Raw genomic sequence first — 18771 nt, forward strand, 5'->3', positions numbered from 1 at the left:
AGGTACTGCAGCCATGACACAACTCGTTCAATCAGCTAATCGCTACCACTACGTTGACGCTTTGAGGGCCTTTGCCTTATTGCTTGGGGTGGTTTTCCACGCCAGTTTATCCTTCGTTCCGGTCTTTATTGGTTGGGCGGTAATGGATGTATCCACCAGCGCAGTGGTATCGGCTTTTACGTTAGTCAGTCACTCCTTTCGAATGGCACTGTTCTTTTTGATCGCAGGGTTCCTTAGTCACCTGACCCTGCATTCAAAAGGCGTCGTTGAGTTTGTTCGCTCGCGGCTGCTCAGAATTGCCGTACCCTTTGTTGTCGGCTGGTTTGTGCTCCGGCCGCTACTGGTCTCAGGATGGCTAATGGGGGCAGAGAGCATGCGCGGAGAAACTCATGTTTGGCCAGCTATCGCCAACGGCTTTTCGACGTTATTGGCGTTTCCCAATAGTTTTTTGGTCGGCTCCCATCTGTGGTTTTTGTACTACCTGCTGATAGTGACAGTGCTGTTGGTTGCCGTCAGGCAATTACTTAGCTTTATGCCTCATTATTACCAACGCAGTGTATCGGCTGCCGATTTGACAATGCGTTGGCTGTGCCGATCATGTCTTGCCACACCGCTGTTGGCCTGTTGCACCGCCAGTTGCCTTTGGTTTATGGCGCACTGGGGCATGGATACACCCGATCGATCCTTGCTACCTCATCTGCCCGTTAGTTTAATTTATGGCGGCTTCTTTATCTTCGGTTGGCTGCTACACCGACAACCTACACTGATCGCTGAGTTTGGCCAATTGACTTGGCGCAAGCTGCTGCTAGTGTGCTGCGCCATCATCGTCTGTTGCTACTTTAGTCAGTTTGAACAGCAAGTTGGCGACACCAGCTATGAATGGCTAAAGCTCACTTTTGTCATCGGCTATGGTGTCATGATGTGGTCCCTTGTGGCGCTTTCTATTGCCATTTTCAAACGCTGTTGTCAGCGACCCAATGCCATTGTTCGCTACCTTGCAGATGCCTCCTATTGGCTTTACTTGAGCCATCTTCCTGTCGTGGTTTGGCTGCAAGTAGCGGTGGCGGACCTGGCTCTGCATTGGTCCATCAAGCTACTGTTAGTATCGGCTACCACAGTGACCATTTGCTTGCTGCTTTACGATTTAGCGGTGCGCTCAACAGCCATTGGCCAGCTATTGAATGGCAGGCGTCAAGCCAGAGTACTGACATGGCCTAAGCACCCAACTGCGGTTCAAGCATTTGCTCAACCGCAGCGCAAACCAAACGAATGAGCGCCATCGCAATTAACATGTATAGCAGCATCTGCAACGGCAAAATAATGTCGTAAACCGGCCGCAAATACTGCGCAGTCATGGTCAGCATCAGCAGCATTTGTGCGCCGAGCATTCGCAATGGCAATTGCTCCGGGCGATGAAACAAGCGCCAGGCGACAAAGCAATTGGCGAAATAGAACAATGCCAACTGCCAACCGGCGGTCAGTTGCGGCAACAGCAATACATACTGCAACAGCACCACGACCGCCCAACCAATCACTAGCAACATCAGCTGGTTGAACCAACGCGCAGGAAACTCAACCAAAGCATTGCTCAACGATGCCATCAAAATTGGAAACAAGAATCCGCCGGGAATTGGTAAGTATATCCAAGCCAGCCAAGCAGCCGAGTTAATGACAATAAACTTGGCAGCTCTGGTTAACCCGGTGCGATGTGGCGAAACTAAACCGATTGAACCGGACGCCGATGCTGTGCTCGAATCTTGATTCATTGATGGCCACAACACCGAATGAACAACAGAAAAACAAATCACTCCGAGCAAGGTTTCCTGCCCCCGCAAGATAGCGAGATAAAAGCTATGTTGCTCTGTTAGTCCGCCCGACAAACTGACGATGGAGGCGACTAAAAACGTCATCTTATAGACATAGCTAAAGCGACTTTGGGCCGAGGCGTAAGCAGCAATAGCACCGGTAGTGACAAAGCTCAGAAAAAACAGCTCTCGCTGCTGCGCAAATAAACTAATCCAGACAAATGCCAAGATCACTCCGAGCACAGTACCAAGTAAACGCTGGCGGCCTTTTGACAAGGCATGGCTGTAACTTTCTGCCGTTGCCATGACGACGACAGCCAAGCCCCCCCAGTAAGGCTTTTCCCAGCCAAAGCTGAGCGCTAAGAAAATGGTTAGCGCCAAACTTAGGGCAACTTTAATGGCCTGCTTCCCCTGAACAGTCATCGGTTTACCCCTTTACTTGCGGCGAAATCATCACCGAAGCGGTAGTGCCAACTCTCAGCTCGACTTGCTCCGGCAACGACTGAACCTTGATCTTGACCGGAATGCGCTGCGCCAAACGAATCCACTCAAAGTTAGGGTTCACAGTCGGCAGCATTTGCGCGCTGGTTGCCCCATCAGCCTGAGCGATGCCATAACCAAGGCTTATCACCGTGCCGTTAAACGGATAATCTGGGTATGACATCAACGTCACACTGGCACTATCACCGGCATGAACATGCTCTAAATCGGTCTCTTGGAAAAAACCTTCAATCCAAAAGCTATCGCCATCAATGAGTGCGACCACCGGTTGGTTGGCGACGACGTGCGCGCCTTCTGCGACATTAAAATTGGTGATGTAACCCGTCTTGGTGGCATAAACCTTAGTGAACTCCAAATCGAGTTTGGCATTATCAACGCCTGCGGTTGCCGCCGCGACATTGGCAATTGCGGCATCAACGTCATCTGTTAAGTTATTGAGCGTCAGTATTGGTACTGCTCCAGGGGTTTTGCTTTCCAATGCGGTCATGCGCTGCAATTCATTTTGCGCCCGTTGCAGCTGAACCTTGGCTTGTGCCAGCGTTGCTTGAGCTTTTTTCAGTGCCGCCTGATAAATTCGATCATCAATTTCAAACAGTAGTTGACCAGCGACAACCGCTGAATTGTCAGCGACATGAATATGGGTAATAGGGCCGGTTACCCGAGGCGTTACCTCGACGATATTGGCACGAACCAAGGCATCTCGGGTCCATGGGTGGGTCATATATGTTTGATACTTAAGTACCACTGCAGCTATCGCCAATACCACCAAAGCGAGCGTTAATAATTTTGATTTCATCACGATTTACCTGATTTTACCCTTGAAAAATCAACAGGCTAAGAAGCACTGTATAGATAGTGGTTAATGCCAATTCGACGATTGCAGGGGCATAAATGTGGCGCAGACAACCCGCTTTTGCGCAACCCAACATGGTCAGGCTGGTTAAGCCATATGCGCAAAGCACTGCGATGAGCAGTGGCGGAAAAAACAACTCGCCGACCATTAACTCTTTTGCCACGTAATCCAAACTCATATGCCCCTCTGCTCTATCGAGTCAGTGTGTTCAACAATGTTGGGGAAGATTTTATGGGCCTGAAGCAAAACGAGTTAATCGCATTTGTAGGATCAAATCCTCAGTTAGCCGATGCAATTGGCTAGCAGCTGCTATGCTCAGAACAGTTTTTCATGAAAGTGAAGGATCTCACCCTCATGCAATTTAGTTTGGAGCAACTCAAAGCCTTTGTTGCCGTGTTCGAGAAAGGCTCATTCAGCGATGCTGCGGTGAAACTAAAAAAGCACCGCACCACCATCGGTCAGGTGATCACCAACCTCGAAGATCAGTTGGCAGTGGATCTTTTCGAGCGTATCGGCCGCAGCGCCGAGCCAACCCCCGAAGCCAAATTGTTGTATCGCTATGCGCGGCAAACCATCGAGCAAGCCAGTTCGTTTGATAAAATGGCGCTGAGTTTGTCATTTGGCCAACTTGAAGAAATCTCTATCGCTTACTGCCGCTTTATACCTGCCGAGCCACTGGTGGCTATTAGGAAAAAGCTGGCCGAGCACTTTCCTAGCATGAAGGTGCACTTTCTCGTCATGTCGAAAGATGAGATTAAACAAGCCATCTTGGCAGACAAGGTTCAAATTGGCATCGTCAACATTGACACCCGATCAGCCATGACCAGCTTTGACGCAACGTTTCTGACCAACGTCTCACACTCGATCTTTACCGCCACCGACCACCCTTTGCAGCTGCTACCTGAGCCTGAGCGATTAAGTCATCTAAAGAGCAATAAACAAATCCTGCTTGAGGCTTACATTGAAGACGGTATGGCTGAAAAAATGATCCTATCCCCCAACTATGAGGTGGTCAGTGACATGCAACTGTTACTGAATTTGGTCAGCGAAGGAGTCGGCTGGGCGATGTTTCCTGTTGTTACTGCCAAGCAAGTCGGGGCTGAACTCGGCATAAAAGAATTACCCTTCAATGAACTCAAGGATGATTTCTATGTGCCGTTGGCACTTTGGTTCCCTCATTCAAAACCAGTATTGGAAGTCAAAAAGCACATCGCGGAAGTATTGCTGCAGTTTATTGAACAGTACCGTATCCATCGGCCAGGGGTGATTGCTCGCTAGTCATCAAAGTTGATGCTGAAGCACTTCATCCATAAAGTGCGACAGCATCAGGTAGGATACTCGGTTCTGTTTCCTTTCATGAGTAGCTATTTATCAGTACTTGTTCACAACGATTGATCCACAAGTACAAATTGCTGCAATGCAACCAATCACGAATCCGAGATCAACTGCGCTTTGAATTGGCTATCTGGCGTTGCCAACTGTTGCTGCGCGGCAATCGTTTGCAACTCCCACTGGTTTAACTGCTGCGTTTTCTTCAACACATCGAACACCGCATTATGAGCATGTTCAAATGCCATCAGCGGGGTCTTACCCAGTATCAGCTGTGCGCTAAACAATGCTGATATCAAATCGCCCACACCCACTGGCGCACGGTCGAAATCCAGCTGTGGTCGCTGAATCAGATAAGCCTCATTGGCCGTCACTAACAGCATCGAAAACTGATGAGCCGACAAGCAATGCAAATGTTTCACCAGCACCATGTCCGGCCCTTTTGCCATAATCGCCCGAGCGGCCTCAACCGCCTCAGTTAACGAATCAATGGCTCGGCCAGCCAACTGACTGAGTTCAAACTGGTTTGGCACAATGACATCGGCCTGAGGCAACAGCAATTGAATCATCTGCTGATGCACTTCAGGTGCAACGATGCAACCTTTGTCCGGATCGCCCATCACAGGATCACAAATATAAAGCGCTTTCGGATTCGCTCGCTTCACCAGCTCAACGGCGTTCAACACGCTTTGACACTGCTCAGCACTACCCAGATAACCAGATAACACCGCCTGACAGTGGTCGAGTTTGTCAATTGCCTGAATCCCCGCCACCAAGTGATGGATCTGCTCGGCGGCAAAAACCTGACCAGTCCAACCCTGAACGTACTGGGTATGATTGGAGAACTGAACGGTATGAATCGGCCAGACTTCCAGCCCTAGTCGCTGCATTGGAAACACCGCCGAACTATTGCCTGCGTGGCCATAAACCACATGCGATTGAATTGAAATAATGCCTTTCATCTTGCGGCTCCTATGAGAACAATCGGAGCAAGGGCCAAACGGCCCTTGCTGGTAAGGTGGTGATTACTGACCTTGGAACTCAGCGTAGTATTGGTCCAATACTTTACGAGTTTCACGACCAATCAACTCATACTCGTGATGCGTCAGGTTGGCCAGTGACACTCGAACGGAAGCATTGACAGTGTCAAAACCTTTACCTGGCAGCAAAATTACGCCGGTAGCTTGTGCCAGTTGGAACAAGAAATACTTACCCTTGCCGTTTTCTTTGAACCAGCGAACAAACTCAGCGCCATACAGTTGGCCACCAATGTCATCCAACTCCAACAGGGTGTAGTAATCGACTCGGTCTTTGTCTTGCTTCATTTCAATACCCATGTTGCTGAACAAGGTTTTGAAGCGGTCACGAATAATACGCTTACAAGCAGCTTTGTAATTACCAGCTGAATCCATTAAACAAGTCAGCGAGAACAGCGCCATTTGCACCTGTTGTGGCAATGCCAAACCAGCAGTGTGGTTTAACGCCACAGAGCGGCTATCGGCAACAATGCGGTCAATAAATTTGATATCACGAGGCGTTGTGGTCAGCGTTTTGTAGCGATCATCCAACTGCAGCTGATGAGCTTCCGGTAAGCGGCGCATGGCATCATCAAAGACATTGTTTTCGTGAATCGCAATCGTGCCCAAACGCCAGCCAGTGGCACCAAAGTATTTTGAGAACGAATACACGCACAAGGTGTTGTATGGCAGTGTGGCAAACAGCGACACAAAGTCATCTGCGAAAGTGCCGTACACATCATCGGTGACGATGAACAGGTCGTCCTTGCGATTTTCATTCACGAAATCAGTCAACAAGGAGAGTGTTTCATCTGACATTTTGACCGAAGCTGGGTTCGCTGGATTCACCACACACAGCAGCTTGATGTCGCGATCTGCCAGTTTTTCAATCTCGGAGAGAGGCAACTGCCACGTTGTTTCATCAAGACGCAATTCAACAATTTCCAACTCATACTCGGACAGTTCTGGGATTTCCAGATACGGGGTAAAAATCGGTGTCACTAGCGCTACTTTATCGCCCTTTTTCAACAAGCCATTGTTGAACATGGTCTGGAAGGTGTAAGTCATTGACGCTGTACCACCTTCGGTCGCGAATACGTCAAAGTTCTGAGTCATTGGCACGTTGCCGTACATTTCTTCACCAATGTACTGCTTCACAACTGTTTCCATGTGGGTCAACATGCGTGATGGAACTGGATAGTTACAACCCAAGAACGCCAACACTAATTCATTCAAAAATGCTTCTTGCTCAATTCCCAAACGGTCTTTGGCATAGCTCAACGCTTTTTGTAAGAACTGGACGCCTTCTTTATCACCATACTGCTTAGCGAAGGTGTCAAAACGAGCAACCACATCGTCGCCATTTGGAATGCCGCCGAAGCCGCCATCTAAATAGGAGTAGTTACGCTCCGCTTCTTCCAGCGCAAAATCACCCAAGCGCAGGAACGCTTTACGAGGTAAGGTCGCCAGAAAGTTAGGGTTACCGCGACCGGCATCAAGCAAGGTGCGATCAGGAACGGTGTTGGCCAAATCAATCAGTTTGTCTTTCAATTCAAATGGGCTTAAGTCGGCAAATTGATTGAAATCGATGTTTTGCATGGGTTGTATCCTCAATAAAAATAGTCAAAAAAATGTAAGTGGCTTGGCCCGCGTCAACTGCTGACACTGAGCTTCAATTCGGATCGACTAAAAGCTTGTTTAGCCCCCTCCGTCGGGATGGGGGCATAGTAGGGAGAGAGGGAATATCGCGTTAATCGGCTTTGTAGGATCACATCCTACAAAGTCATATTTGGCCGCCAAACCATTGGCACAAATCACCGAACAAAACCACACAACATGATGTTTTTATTGAAAATAAGTTCATAAAAAGCAATAAGTGGGACGTTATTGAAACTAGCTAGCGCAACGAAAAATAAGGTAAAAAATAGTAATTTTTGCAACGCAGGGATTCGAGCATTGGCCAAGACTGCGCCACTTCAATGCGATATGGCGATTCTAGGGAGAATTCAAAACGATCTTAATAAGGGGCGAGGCGCAAAGCGCCGAAGTCCAGTGCCCTGTGTTTTAAGGCACCTTGCTCGATTAACTTGACGGAAGACCACAGTCACTTGTTATGTGGCTCACTCACCCATCGTACGCATCTTGAACATCTTGGCTAAGAGGAAGTGCACTTTCCAAAACACAAATGGAGCTCGATATAAGCTCTTCACTTCTCTCAGGATCAAACCAATGTTCATTGAACTTTCCACCATGGAAAAGGTTGTTTCTTACGCGTCGAATATACAATATCAGCAGGTCAGTAGTATTTTGATGAGATGGCTCTACTGATGACCAGTTAATCAAACCATCTTTAATCACTTGCTTCTTAGGCGGATTTTTCAATATATATTCTATCGCCTCCTTAAGGGACGAATCATCAAGCGCCTGAAAAGCCGCATCAATATGGCCAGCAAAAGCGGTCCAATTTGCATTTGCATTACCGTCCCCATTGTTGAACGAAGCAGCCTTTAAGGCATACTCCATTCGTGAAAAGAGCTTGAAAAAAGTGAAGGAAAGCTCGTCCATCTGTTCCAAAAACATACTCCTAGTGACACATAACGCTCAAAGCAGGGGTGCGCGTTAGCGCGTCCAGCCCGTAGGGCGATGCTGTCTTTGCTTGTTATGAATTTTCTAACTCTAGTTTTGAGCGGCCTAAATATTGGTCGACTGTTCCAAGTGTGTCATGGATTTTTGCCACATGATATTTATATAAACTTACCTTTCCTGAAGAAAACTCTGGAGGCGGAAGACTAGCCCGCCCGCCATCTACAGATACTAGAATAATTCTATCTAGAAACGCTCCGTCATAATAAAGGTCGTACCAATACCCCACGGCCCTGTTATCGGGATGCCGGTTGGCCCACTGTTCTTTGAAGTCATTATTCTGAATACCATCGTCCGTGTACTTTGCTCGAAACCTCAACCGTGGATCTTCTTTTAAGAATCGTTCGCTAATCCAATCAGTCGATATCCCATGCCAATCTTCCTTGGCATTAGTCGTAGGGATAAAGCTCAGTATCTCCTCGAAGGTCATATTCTTGACCGGCTTACGCTCGGGCAGGAAATATTCTGCAATTGATGGAGAAGCTAAGAACAAGGAGCTCAGTAGGCCAAGAACAAAGGCAACGGGCTCGATATCTTTACCGGCCATCCAAAATAGTCCGGCTATCAGTGCTAACGCGAAAAAGATGCCGCCGATTACTCTAAGAGCGTGCTTGTATTCTTTTATCCATAGGCAAGATTTTTTTAGATGCTTATTCATGGTTTAGTTCATAACAGTGTATTACTGCGAATTCGCAGTAAGCCCGAAATTCGCAATCTAAATTTTTAGTGGTCCATTCCTGATTTTTCCATCAAGAACAAGGAGGTAGGAGAGCTGAGGAGCTACTTTCGAACCAGTCCTTGGTGTGGAAAGTGAGAATGAAGATTTATGTAGGTCTATATAAACACATTAGCCCTAGCTAATTCGTGTTTCAAATCATAAAGATAAAAATTGTCACTTGCGAGAAAGTGCGATTTTTTGAAGCCAAAATCGGCTTTTGTGCTTGTAGCTGTTTAAACCAATCAGTGTTCTGGTACCGTTCAAACAAAAAGAGCCGTAGCATGCGCGGCTCGAAGGAATCGAAACACGTTACGGGACATAAATACGTTACAAGCACTTTACTGAATTAGACTTTGAGCTCCATTTCTTACCTCCAATCGGCCACGCGAAAAAGCACAAAAAAGGGAGCCATATAGGCTCCCAGTTGTGGTCATTAGCCAGCGCCTAGCTGCGCAGCTCACTCCGGTTATGGTGTGACATTGGTGGTAATGATGCCAACAATAATTGGCCCCCATAATGTCAGCAGCACATTAGCAATGGCATAGGTCACGGTGAATGCAAACACTGGGGTAGCATTACCTGCTTTTTCCAACAGCGCAGCAAAAGCAGGGTTCGCACTGCGACCACCAGTTAATGCGGCCAACGCTTCAATTGGGTTTCTCACTCGCAGTACGTAGTAAGAGAAAAAGAAGCCGATAAACTGTGGAATGATGGTCACCCCAGCACCAAGAGCTAGCAGTGACAAGCCGTTTTCACGAATTGCATCAATCGCTTGGGGACCAGCTTGCAAGCCAACAATACCGACGAACACCGCCAAGCCAAAGTCACGAATAAAGCTCGATGCCCCCATTGGGAAAGATGCAACTTTCGGATTCTTACTGCGTAACCAGCCAACAAACAAACCAGAGATTAAACAGCCTGCACCTGAGCCTATGGTCACTGGGATACCGGCAATCTTGAAGCTAATCATGCCAATCAGCAAACCGGCAACCATGCCTAGGCCAAACAGAATGAAATCAGTGGCATACTGAGAGCCCAAGCGCTGGCCAACAATACCGGCGACGTGATTGAGATCCGCTGGCTTTCCTGTCAACTGCATCACGTCATGCTTTTCAAGCACCAGCTCGGGTGTAATATCAAGCTCTTTGCCTGAGCGCACCAAGCCAGTGATGTAGATACCACGCATCGGTGATTTCTGCGCCAGTTGTTTCACTTCTGCCAGACTCTTACCAACCAATTTGCGGTTAGTTACGATTAACTGACGGTTTTCTTCTACCAAGGTCACATCGGCTGGCACACTCACTTCATGGCCAAGTGAATCACCGTAACGTTTGACGGCTTGACGACGGCCATTGATGACCAAGATATCGCCCTGTTGAACTTCAACGTCAGTGTCGCTATCCATTAAGGATTGATCGCGTTGCACCATGGCAATATTGGCATCGACCAACTGCTGATTAACTTCTGCCAGTGAGCGACCAATCAATTGGCTATCTTGGTTCACTTGATAAGCACGTGAATCAAGTGGCGTAATCGCATTGAACTCACCCGGTGCTAACTCAGTTTTACCATGGTTATTCCGCTCAGCCAGCTCAAGCGCTTCTTTGCGAATATCCCATTTCATCAAGCTCGGAATAATCCAAGTCGCCATCAAAATTGGTCCGAGAGAGCCAAAGATGTAAGTCACCGCGTAACCAACAGCAACATTGGTTTGCATCATCTGTTTCGCTTCAGCACTAACACCGGCCAGCTTCGCTATCGCATCACCTGCGGTACCGATAATTGCCGATTGGGTCAAACCACCGGCAGCCAGACCTGCTGCAGTGCCTCGGTCTAAGCCAAACAGATAGGCCGCCGCCAACACACACAGCAAACCCGCAACAGTCATCACCACCGCCGATAGCAAGATCTTAACGGCTTTACGGTTCAACGCGCCGAAAAACTGCGGCCCGCCTTGGAAGCCTACGGCATAGATAAATAGTGCAAAGAAGATGCTTTTAACACCAGGATCGATGTCAACACCAACCTGGCCAACCAACACGCCCATGAGCAGGGTGCCGGCAACGCCACCAAGGACAAATCGGCCGATGGTAATCTTGCCAACCCAATAACCTAGGGCCAAGGTGATAAACAGCGCAATGTAAGGTGCGCTTTGGAACAAGGATTCTAACAGGCTCATTGCTGGCCTCCTGGAATCGCTTGGATGAAGGCTGGCCCGCAGGCTCGCCACGAATGAACTATTTCACAATGAATAACAAACATACCTACCTCAAAAGTTTTAAATCGCCCGCTGCGATGGCGGCATACTAATGAGGCAGTGATTGTTTCGTTAATCGGCTTTGATGGATCTCATCCTACAATGGCCGAATGACCAGCCATTAACGTGCATGTTCGTCACTAGCAAACAATTGATAAGCAAAGCCGAGGCCCACGCCATAGGTGGTTTTATCGAGAAATAACGGGCTATCATCGTTGGCCGCGCCATGGTGGAAACTTACCCGCCCGCCAAAAAATAAGGTCGCTTTTTTGTTGAGCATGGGTAACACAAAACCGATACCAACATCGGTGCCCATGTACCCACCGGACGCTTTGTAGCGAGGCCGTTGGTCGGTGACATCTCGCTCATCGACCTGATAGAAATAGCGTGTCAGCTTGTCAGTTGCCCACACCGGTCCAACGGTGCCAACAAACTTCAGTTGTTGGCCGAAGAACTCACGATCTTCATAGCGCAACTGGGTTTCAAAGGCATAGCCACGCTGATTGAGGTTGGAAAAATCGGTCGAGAACACCGAGCGCAGCTGCAACTTGAGTTCCAGCTCCTGTTGTTGTGCTTGGTAAATTTTGTAGTTTAACTCTGGGCCAATGCCAAACAGGTAATCTAAGTCATCCATGCCCTGTCGAGCATCGTTATCATCAGAATCGGCGTTAAACGCGCCATCAATGGACACACTCAATTGCCAACGATCATCTTCAAAGGCTTGAGCTTTGATCAGCCCATCCTCGCCTGCTCGAATGACCTCACCACGGTAGATGAAGTAAGGCACCACCAGCTGGTTGGCATGACGCTGATTTGACGCCGGATAATCAGGGCCATAGACCACAGCAGCGGCAATACCGGCTTCCCACAACGGCTTGGGTTGTTCACAGCTATTGCTGGTTAAGCAATCAACTTCCAGAGTATCAGCAGTGCTTTGAAAACTTGCTGACAGCAAAACCAGCCAGCTGCAAGCTGCCAATCGATGTCGTCGTTGAACCATAGTGTTCTCATTTTATTGAATATTTTGTTTGTTTATGGGAATGACCGTCATTGAGATCAAAGCCTTGCGATTGAATAGTTGTTTATTGCGTAGTTGTACGTTGAGCAACGGTCAAAATCCGCCACAAAAAAGGCCCACAGCAAGCGGCGGGCCTATTGATAATTCGCCATCAATTGATGGTCAGCCATACCGATACGGTCGGCCTGCTTTGGCCATATCGGCATTGTACTTCTTAAAGATTTCCACCACTTTGGCTTTGGTTGGCGATTCCTTGGCAATGGTTTCCCAGAACTTGTGCGCTTCCGCTTCAACCGTCGCCCACTCTTCATCAGGAATCGAGGTGAGCTTCATCTTAGTGCCATTCACCCGCAGATTGGCTTCACCGCCCCAATACCACCACTGACGGTAATAGTGAGAGCTATCCATGGTCAATTGCAATAAATCTTTGAGGTGAGCTGGCAATTCGTTGTAGCGGTCCATGTTGGCAAAGAAAGAGCCAATCCAAGCGCCAGAGATATTGTTGGTGAGGAAGTAGTCCGTTACATTCGCCCAGCCGACGGTGTAGTCTTCGGTAATGCCTGACCAAGCGATACCATCAAGCTCACCGGTTTGCATTGCCATCTCGACGTCTTCCCAAGGAATCGAGACTGGCACGACACCAAATTTGGCAAGGAAACGACCCGCAGTCGGGAAGGTAAAGACCCGCAATCCCTTCAGATCATTTAAGCTGGTGATTGGCTTTTTGGTGGCAAAATGACATGGATCCCAAGCACCAGCAGATAAGTGTTTGACCCCGACCTTGGCATATTCCTCTTCCCAAATCTGACCCAAACCGTATTGGTTGAATAGCACCGGCACATCAAGCGAATAGCGACTACCAAATGGGAAATAACCGCCGAAAGTGGTCACTTCGGTGGGTGACGCCATGGAGTCATCATCCGACTGCACCGCATCAATAATGCCTTTTTGCAACGCTCTAAATAGCTCGCCTGTTGGTACCAGCTGATCGGCAAAATACAGCTCAATTTGCATTTCTTCACCGGCAATTCGGTTAAACATTTCAATCGCCGGTTTGACCACGTGCTCAGCCAGTGCAGGACCGGCGTAGGTTTGCATGCGCCAAGTGATTTTCGGTTTAGCGGCGAAGGTACGCGCCGGAGCCAATGCGGTAGCGCCTGCCAGTGCGGCGGCGGACGTTAAAAACTTGCGTCTTGATGTCATGGTTGTTCCTCCGATAAACAATGTCTTGGCGAGCACAACGCCACGCCGGGATTTCAATCGTTGTTGCTGTAGCTGGTAACAAGCCCACTGTGGGCTAATTGCCGTAAACCGTTTCTGGTAACCACATCGCGAGTTGTGGGAACACCATGATGAGAATGAGTGACACCAACATGATGGCGACGAATGGCCCGATCGAGCCGTAAATGTCTCTTAAACTGATTTCAGGTGGTGCCATGGCGCGCATCAAGAACAGGTTGTAACCAAAGGGCGGCGTCATGTAGGCGATTTGCGAAGTCACTGTGTACAGCACGCCATACCAAATCAGGTCGAAACCAAGGGCATGGACAAGCGGCACATAAAGCGGTGCGACGATCACCAACATGGCGGTATCGTCAAGAAAAGTGCCCATAATGAGAAACGACAGCTGCATCAGAATCAAGATGGTCCAAGGGCTCAGTCCGAGCTGCTCAGTGAACAAATGCTCGATGGCTTTCACCGCGCCTAGACCGTCAAACACTGCGCCAAAGCCAAGTGCAGCAAGGATGATCCACATAAACATGCACGAGATCCCAAGCGTGCTGCGCATTGAGTTTTCAAACACTTTGCGAGTCAAGCGGCGCTTCAAAATAGCGGCCAATAGCGAGGCCATGGCGCCAATCGCCGAGCTTTCCACCAAGCTGGTCCAGCCGTTTACAAACGGCACCATCATTACCGCGAAGATCGCCAATGGCAGCATGCCAGCGCCGAGTAACCGCAGTTTTTCCGGCATCGGCACCGCCCGTTCTTCCTTAGCCAGCACCGGCCCTAGCTTAGGATTCATTCGGCAGCGCACGGCAATGTAGACAATAAACAGCGTGGCCATCAGCAAGCCTGGAACGATGCCAGCTAACCACAGTTGCCCCACCGGCTGACGGGCGATCATGGCGTATAACACCAGTACCACCGATGGCGGCACTAAAATACCCAAGGACGATCCTGCCTGAATCACCCCGGTAACCATCTTTTTATCGTATTTACGCTTTAACAATTCCGGCAATGCGATGGTGGCTCCAATCGCCATCCCTGCGACCGACAAGCCATTCATCGCCGATACCAAGACCATCAAACCAATGGTGCCAATCGCTAAGCCGCCGGGCATGGGCCCCATCCAAACATGGAACATCTTGTAAAGGTCATCGGCGATTTTCGATTCGGACAGTACGTAGCCCATAAAAATGAACATTGGCAGGGTCAACATCGGATACCAGTTCATTAATTTCATCGCGGCGGTAAATGGAATCTCAACTCCGCCGGTTCCCCACAGCGCAATGGCGGCGATTGCAGCCACTGCGCCAATCGCTGCAAACACTCGTTGACCTGTGGCCATGAGCAACATCATTAGTGAAAACATCGCCGCGGCGATCACTCCGTAACTCATTTAATGGCTACTCCTCGAATTAAGGCTATGTCTTTGAATAACTGGGAAATGGCTTGCAGGATCATCATCACAAAGCCGAAACACATCACGGCTTTAATCGGCCACAGATAAGGGCGCCAAGCGGTACGGCTTCGTTGACCATAGTCGAAGGAATACATCAGGCTTTCGAAGCCACCATAAAGTAAAACGGCAAGATAAAAGATTAAGAAGAAAACGGTGAAGGCATCGAACCAAGCGCGTTTAACAGGAGACCAATTGCCGTAAAACAAATCCATTCGAACATTGGCATTGAGCTGGATGGCGTAGGCACCACCAAGAACATAATAAGCAACCATCAGAAACTGAGCTGACTCTAGGGTCCATAGCGATGGCATAAAGAAGGTTTTAGAGATTGACGACCACATCAGGACGCCCACCATGAGGAATATTCCGTACATCGCCAAACGACCAATACGTCGGTTAAACGCATCCACATAAGTCACATAGGCACAGATAAATCCTGGCATTTAGATTCCTTGTCGCGAAAAGCTTCGTTGCATAATCACGCAGCTGCCGGGTCGGATCTGACACCGACAACTCATTGGGTATGAACACAAAAGCAACAACCGAGCCAGAAAAAACATGCCATGAAAAAATGCCGCAATGCGGCCTTGAGATAGCTCACTAAATGTTGACGATACTGACAGAAATTAACGACTTGCCGGTTCAAAGCCTTAGCAGCAGTAAGCTCGAAGACTAGGTAAAGTTGGCCACTACCAACTTGGTGAATGCACTCGCGCACAAATATAGCGCCCAATAATCGAACAAAAACCACACCTTTAGTGCAGTTACTCTATGAGCAGGTGTGGCACATCTTGAACGCCAAGGAAGCCTGCAGTATCAGTCCTTGTGATGTCTGTAATTGGCACTTGCTTTGCTTGATCAAGCGCTAAAATGAAGCTGAGCAATGTCAATCAGGCGCGGTATTACGTTGCGCCAATCAACGACTATGATTGGCATTCAGGCGGATTCTATCTGGGAGTTTAAATGGCACAGTTTGGCACCACTCTGGGTTACCAACGCTATCACTTCGATAATCTAGCAACCTTATTGGCCAAAGCCTCACCACTTCGCAGCGGTGATCAGCTAGCCGGTATTGCCGCCACCAGCATGCAAGAGCGCGTTGCGGCGCAGCTGACATTGGCTGACCTGCCACTCAAAACGTTTTTGCAGCAGCCAGTTATTCCCTACGAGTCGGATGAAGTCTCACGCTTAATCATCGATAGTCATGATGCCAGTGCATTTGCGCCAATTAGCCATTTAACCGTCGGCGACTTTAGAAATTGGCTGCTGCAATATGAAACAGACAGTGCCACCTTGGCTGCTGTTGCCGCCGGTATAACCCCAGAAATGGCGGCAGCGGTTAGCAAAATTATGCGCATCCAAGATCTCATTCTGGTGGCGAGTAAATGTGAAGTGGTAAGCAGGTTTCGCAACACCATAGGGCTCAAAGGGACGATGTCGACGCGCTTGCAGCCGAATCATCCAACCGATGATCCAGCCGGTGTCGCAGCGAGCGTGCTCGACGGCTTACTCTATGGCAATGGTGATGCAGTGATTGGTATTAATCCGGCAACCGATAACCTGCAGGCAGTGACTGGATTGATGAATATGCTTGACGATGTCATCCAGCATTATCAAATCCCTACCCAATCTTGTGTCCTCACCCATGTTACCACCCACATTGAAGCAATATCGCGCGGTGCCCCAGTAGATTTGGTGTTTCAGTCAATTGCCGGTACTGAAAAAGCCAATGATGGATTTGGTGTTAGCCTAGCGATTCTCGATGAAGCTTGGGATGCCGCCAAAAGCCTCAAGCGCGGTAGCATTGGCAACAATTGCATGTATTTCGAAACCGGTCAGGGATCCGCTTTGAGTGCCAATGCCCATTTCGGCGTCGATCAGCAAACATGTGAAGCAAGAGCCTATGCCGTTGCCAGGCGTTACCAGCCGCTGCTGGTCAATACCGTGGTCGGTTTCATTGGCCCTGAATACTTGTACGACGGCAAACAAATCATTCGAGCTGGATTGGAAGATCATTTTTGCGGCAAACTATTAGGTCTGCCAATGGGCTGCGATATCTGTTACACCAACCATGCAGAGGCCGATCAGGATGACATGGACATGCTGTTGACCCAGTTAGCCGCTGCAGGCGTCAACTTCATTATGGGCATTCCCGGTTCCGATGACATCATGCTGAACTACCAAACCACCTCATTTCATGATGCCCGTTATGCCCGCCAACTTCTTGGTTTAAGCGCAGCTCCTGAGTTTGAGCGTTGGTTATCAGAACTGCAGATCACCGATCAAGCCGGTCGCTTGATGATTACCGATCAGCTGCCACCCGCCTTCTCTCAACAATTGCGCAGCGAATTGGAGTCGTCATGAGTCAAACGCCAAAGCAACCACCCTCGGTTCAAGCCAACCCATGGCAAAAACTTCGTCGTTATACTGATGCCAGAATTGCCTTGGGGCGGGTCGGAGACAGTTTGCCGACACAAGCCCATTTAGAGTTTCAACTCGCCCATGCCCGCGCTCGCGATGCCGTTCATCTGCCACTTGACTACCAGTTGCTGAAACGCCAACTAGACGGCTTTGGCTTGTCCTCCTTACTACTCCACAGCCAGGCGAAAGACCGCGCCACTTACCTGCAACGGCCAGATCTTGGCCGCCTACTCGATGACTCCTCGCTGCAGCAACTGCAAACATATCAAGCCGGGCACAAGTTCGGTTACGACGTCGCCATCGTGATCACCGAAGGGCTATCGTCGTTGGCAATAGAAACCAATGCCTGCAAATTACTTGAGGTGTTGCTACCGGCATTAGACAACAGCAAGTTGTCGCTGGCGCCACTTTCCATCGTTACACAAGGGCGAGTCGCAGTAGCCGATGCCATCGGTCAATCGCTCAACGCAAAACTAGTGCTGATATTGGTTGGAGAGAGACCAGGGCTAAGCTCACCCGATAGCATGGGGGCCTACCTGACCTTTCAACCCGAGGTCGGAACACCCGATTCAAAACGTAATTGCTTATCCAACATCCGCGAGGGCGGGTTGAGCCCGCAAGAAGCGACCAAAAGGTTGCTTTATCTAATTCAACAAGCGCTGGGCAGAGGCTATACCGGCGTGGATTTGAAAGATGAAACTGAAGTCGAAGGTGGCCAGCTGGGGCAGAATTTTCTGTTACCTTCGAGCAAGTGAATACTGCCCCGCATGGCATTGCGGGGCACCAATACTTATAAGAACACCTACAAGAACACCCGCTCAATAAACCAATAGAGACCAACCAAGCCTATTAGCGCCGAGGCAGGTATTTGCACCGCAGCGCGATACCAAGATTGATTGCGAATCAAAAAGGTGGCGATAAAGGCGAACAGAATGACACTGATCTGGCCGAATTCAACACCAAGATTAAAAGCAAGCAAGGCAGGAACAAGGTCATCTTTTGGCAAACCATAGTCACTGAGCACTGAGGCAAACCCGAGCCCGTGCAGTAAACCAAAGCCAAACACCACTGCCGGTCGCCACTTCGAAGCCTGTTTGAAGATGCAGTTTTCAACCGCCACCCAAACAATCGATAAGGCAATTAATGGCTCGACAATACTGCCCGGCACCGCGACTAAACCAAGCGCAGCTAACCCCAAGGTAATCGAATGGGCCAGAGTAAACGCCGTGATCTGCCACAGTAGCGAGGCCAATAACAGACTTGAGAAAAACAGCCCCAACACGAACAGGATATGATCCAGCCCCTTGGGAATGATGTGCTCAAAGCCAGCGCCGATATAAAGCTGGAATTTCTCCAACGATGACATCGCGGCGAGTTTACGCAGTCGTTTACGTTTCAGAGCTGCCTGATATTCTTCATCGATTTGGCCTGCTTCAAGTTGCATTTCACCCAGCTCAATATCGAGAATAATGTCTTCATCCTGCGGATGAGCGTGAGCACTTGAGGGCATCAAACAAGATAACCACA

17 protein-coding genes are annotated in these 18771 nt (G+C 49.0%); 4 read left to right on the top strand and 13 right to left on the bottom strand.

Going from position 1 to position 18771, the window contains the following annotated elements:
* Positions 1–13 precede the first annotated feature (13 nt).
* The gene (locus CBE68_RS10480) at positions 14–1273 is read left to right on the top strand and encodes an acyltransferase family protein (RefSeq protein ID WP_087506042.1); all 1260 of its coding nucleotides are present in this window, start codon (positions 14–16) and stop codon (positions 1271–1273) included.
* On the opposite strand, the gene CBE68_RS10485 is transcribed toward CBE68_RS10480, so the two are convergent.
* Genes CBE68_RS10485 through CBE68_RS10495 form a run of 3 tightly spaced genes read right to left on the bottom strand, consistent with a single transcriptional unit; the run spans position 1215 to position 3337 of the window.
* The gene (locus tag CBE68_RS10485; protein ID WP_087506043.1) at positions 1215–2228 is read right to left on the bottom strand and encodes an FUSC family protein; all 1014 of its coding nucleotides are present in this window, start codon (positions 2226–2228) and stop codon (positions 1215–1217) included. The two genes, CBE68_RS10480 and CBE68_RS10485, sit on opposite strands and share 59 nt — an antisense overlap.
* A gap of 4 nt (positions 2229–2232) precedes the next feature.
* A complete protein-coding gene (locus CBE68_RS10490) occupies positions 2233–3102 on the bottom strand; it encodes an HlyD family secretion protein (protein ID WP_229744736.1) in 870 nt (289 codons plus the stop codon).
* A gap of 16 nt (positions 3103–3118) precedes the next feature.
* The gene (locus tag CBE68_RS10495) at positions 3119–3337 is read right to left on the bottom strand and encodes a DUF1656 domain-containing protein (RefSeq protein WP_087506045.1); all 219 of its coding nucleotides are present in this window, start codon (positions 3335–3337) and stop codon (positions 3119–3121) included.
* Positions 3338–3513: 176 nt separating this feature from the next.
* On the opposite strand from CBE68_RS10495, the gene CBE68_RS10500 reads away from it, so the two are divergent.
* Positions 3514–4437 (top strand): LysR family transcriptional regulator, encoded by a 924-nt coding sequence (locus tag CBE68_RS10500; protein ID WP_087506120.1) that lies wholly within the window; start codon positions 3514–3516, stop codon positions 4435–4437.
* A gap of 149 nt (positions 4438–4586) precedes the next feature.
* Here the strand turns inward: CBE68_RS10500 and pdxY are convergent, their stop codons facing one another.
* From pdxY to CBE68_RS10545, 9 genes are all read right to left on the bottom strand, one after another.
* Positions 4587–5450, bottom strand: a complete 864-nt coding sequence (pdxY, locus tag CBE68_RS10505; RefSeq protein ID WP_087506046.1) for a pyridoxal kinase PdxY — start codon at positions 5448–5450, stop codon at positions 4587–4589.
* A gap of 63 nt (positions 5451–5513) precedes the next feature.
* Entirely contained in the window at positions 5514–7103 is a 1590-nt protein-coding gene (locus CBE68_RS10510) for a bifunctional aspartate transaminase/aspartate 4-decarboxylase (protein WP_087506047.1), read from the bottom strand.
* A gap of 525 nt (positions 7104–7628) precedes the next feature.
* Positions 7629–8078 carry a hypothetical protein gene (locus CBE68_RS10515; protein ID WP_143824541.1) on the bottom strand — a complete coding sequence of 150 codons (450 nt, stop codon included), beginning with the start codon at positions 8076–8078 and terminating at the stop codon, positions 7629–7631.
* 85 nt (positions 8079–8163) lie between these two features.
* Positions 8164–8805: a hypothetical protein gene (locus CBE68_RS10520; protein ID WP_087506049.1), complete on the bottom strand. Its 642-nt coding sequence runs from the start codon at positions 8803–8805 to the stop codon at positions 8164–8166.
* Between the two features lie 526 nt (positions 8806–9331).
* Complete coding sequence (gene aspT, locus CBE68_RS10525) at positions 9332–11044, bottom strand: aspartate-alanine antiporter (protein ID WP_087506050.1); 1713 nt, start codon at positions 11042–11044, stop codon at positions 9332–9334.
* Positions 11045–11243: 199 nt separating this feature from the next.
* Complete coding sequence (locus CBE68_RS10530) at positions 11244–12122, bottom strand: MipA/OmpV family protein (protein ID WP_087506051.1); 879 nt, start codon at positions 12120–12122, stop codon at positions 11244–11246.
* Positions 12123–12302: 180 nt separating this feature from the next.
* Positions 12303–13343, bottom strand: a complete 1041-nt coding sequence (locus CBE68_RS10535; RefSeq protein ID WP_087506052.1) for a TRAP transporter substrate-binding protein — start codon at positions 13341–13343, stop codon at positions 12303–12305.
* A gap of 94 nt (positions 13344–13437) precedes the next feature.
* Positions 13438–14760 carry a TRAP transporter large permease gene (locus CBE68_RS10540; protein ID WP_087506053.1) on the bottom strand — a complete coding sequence of 441 codons (1323 nt, stop codon included), beginning with the start codon at positions 14758–14760 and terminating at the stop codon, positions 13438–13440.
* The gene (locus tag CBE68_RS10545; protein WP_087506054.1) at positions 14757–15266 is read right to left on the bottom strand and encodes a TRAP transporter small permease subunit; all 510 of its coding nucleotides are present in this window, start codon (positions 15264–15266) and stop codon (positions 14757–14759) included. Before CBE68_RS10545 ends, CBE68_RS10540 begins: the two co-directional genes overlap by 4 nt.
* Before the next feature lie 520 nt (positions 15267–15786).
* Between CBE68_RS10545 and CBE68_RS10550 the strand changes: the two genes are divergently transcribed.
* Together CBE68_RS10550 and eutC are read left to right on the top strand one after the other, a co-directional pair.
* On the top strand, positions 15787–17187 hold the full coding sequence (locus CBE68_RS10550; RefSeq protein WP_087506055.1) for an ethanolamine ammonia-lyase subunit EutB: 1401 nt from the start codon (positions 15787–15789) through the stop codon (positions 17185–17187).
* Entirely contained in the window at positions 17184–17999 is an 816-nt protein-coding gene (eutC, locus tag CBE68_RS10555) for an ethanolamine ammonia-lyase subunit EutC (protein WP_087506056.1), read from the top strand. The genes CBE68_RS10550 and eutC overlap by 4 nt, the downstream gene beginning before the upstream one ends.
* A 47-nt stretch (positions 18000–18046) precedes the next feature.
* On the opposite strand, the gene CBE68_RS10560 is transcribed toward eutC, so the two are convergent.
* The gene (locus CBE68_RS10560; protein ID WP_229744737.1) at positions 18047–18754 is read right to left on the bottom strand and encodes a HupE/UreJ family protein; all 708 of its coding nucleotides are present in this window, start codon (positions 18752–18754) and stop codon (positions 18047–18049) included.
* Positions 18755–18771 lie beyond the last annotated feature (17 nt).

It is taken from the genome of Neiella marina (assembly GCF_002165625.1).
Classification (GTDB): domain Bacteria; phylum Pseudomonadota; class Gammaproteobacteria; order Enterobacterales; family Neiellaceae; genus Neiella; species Neiella marina.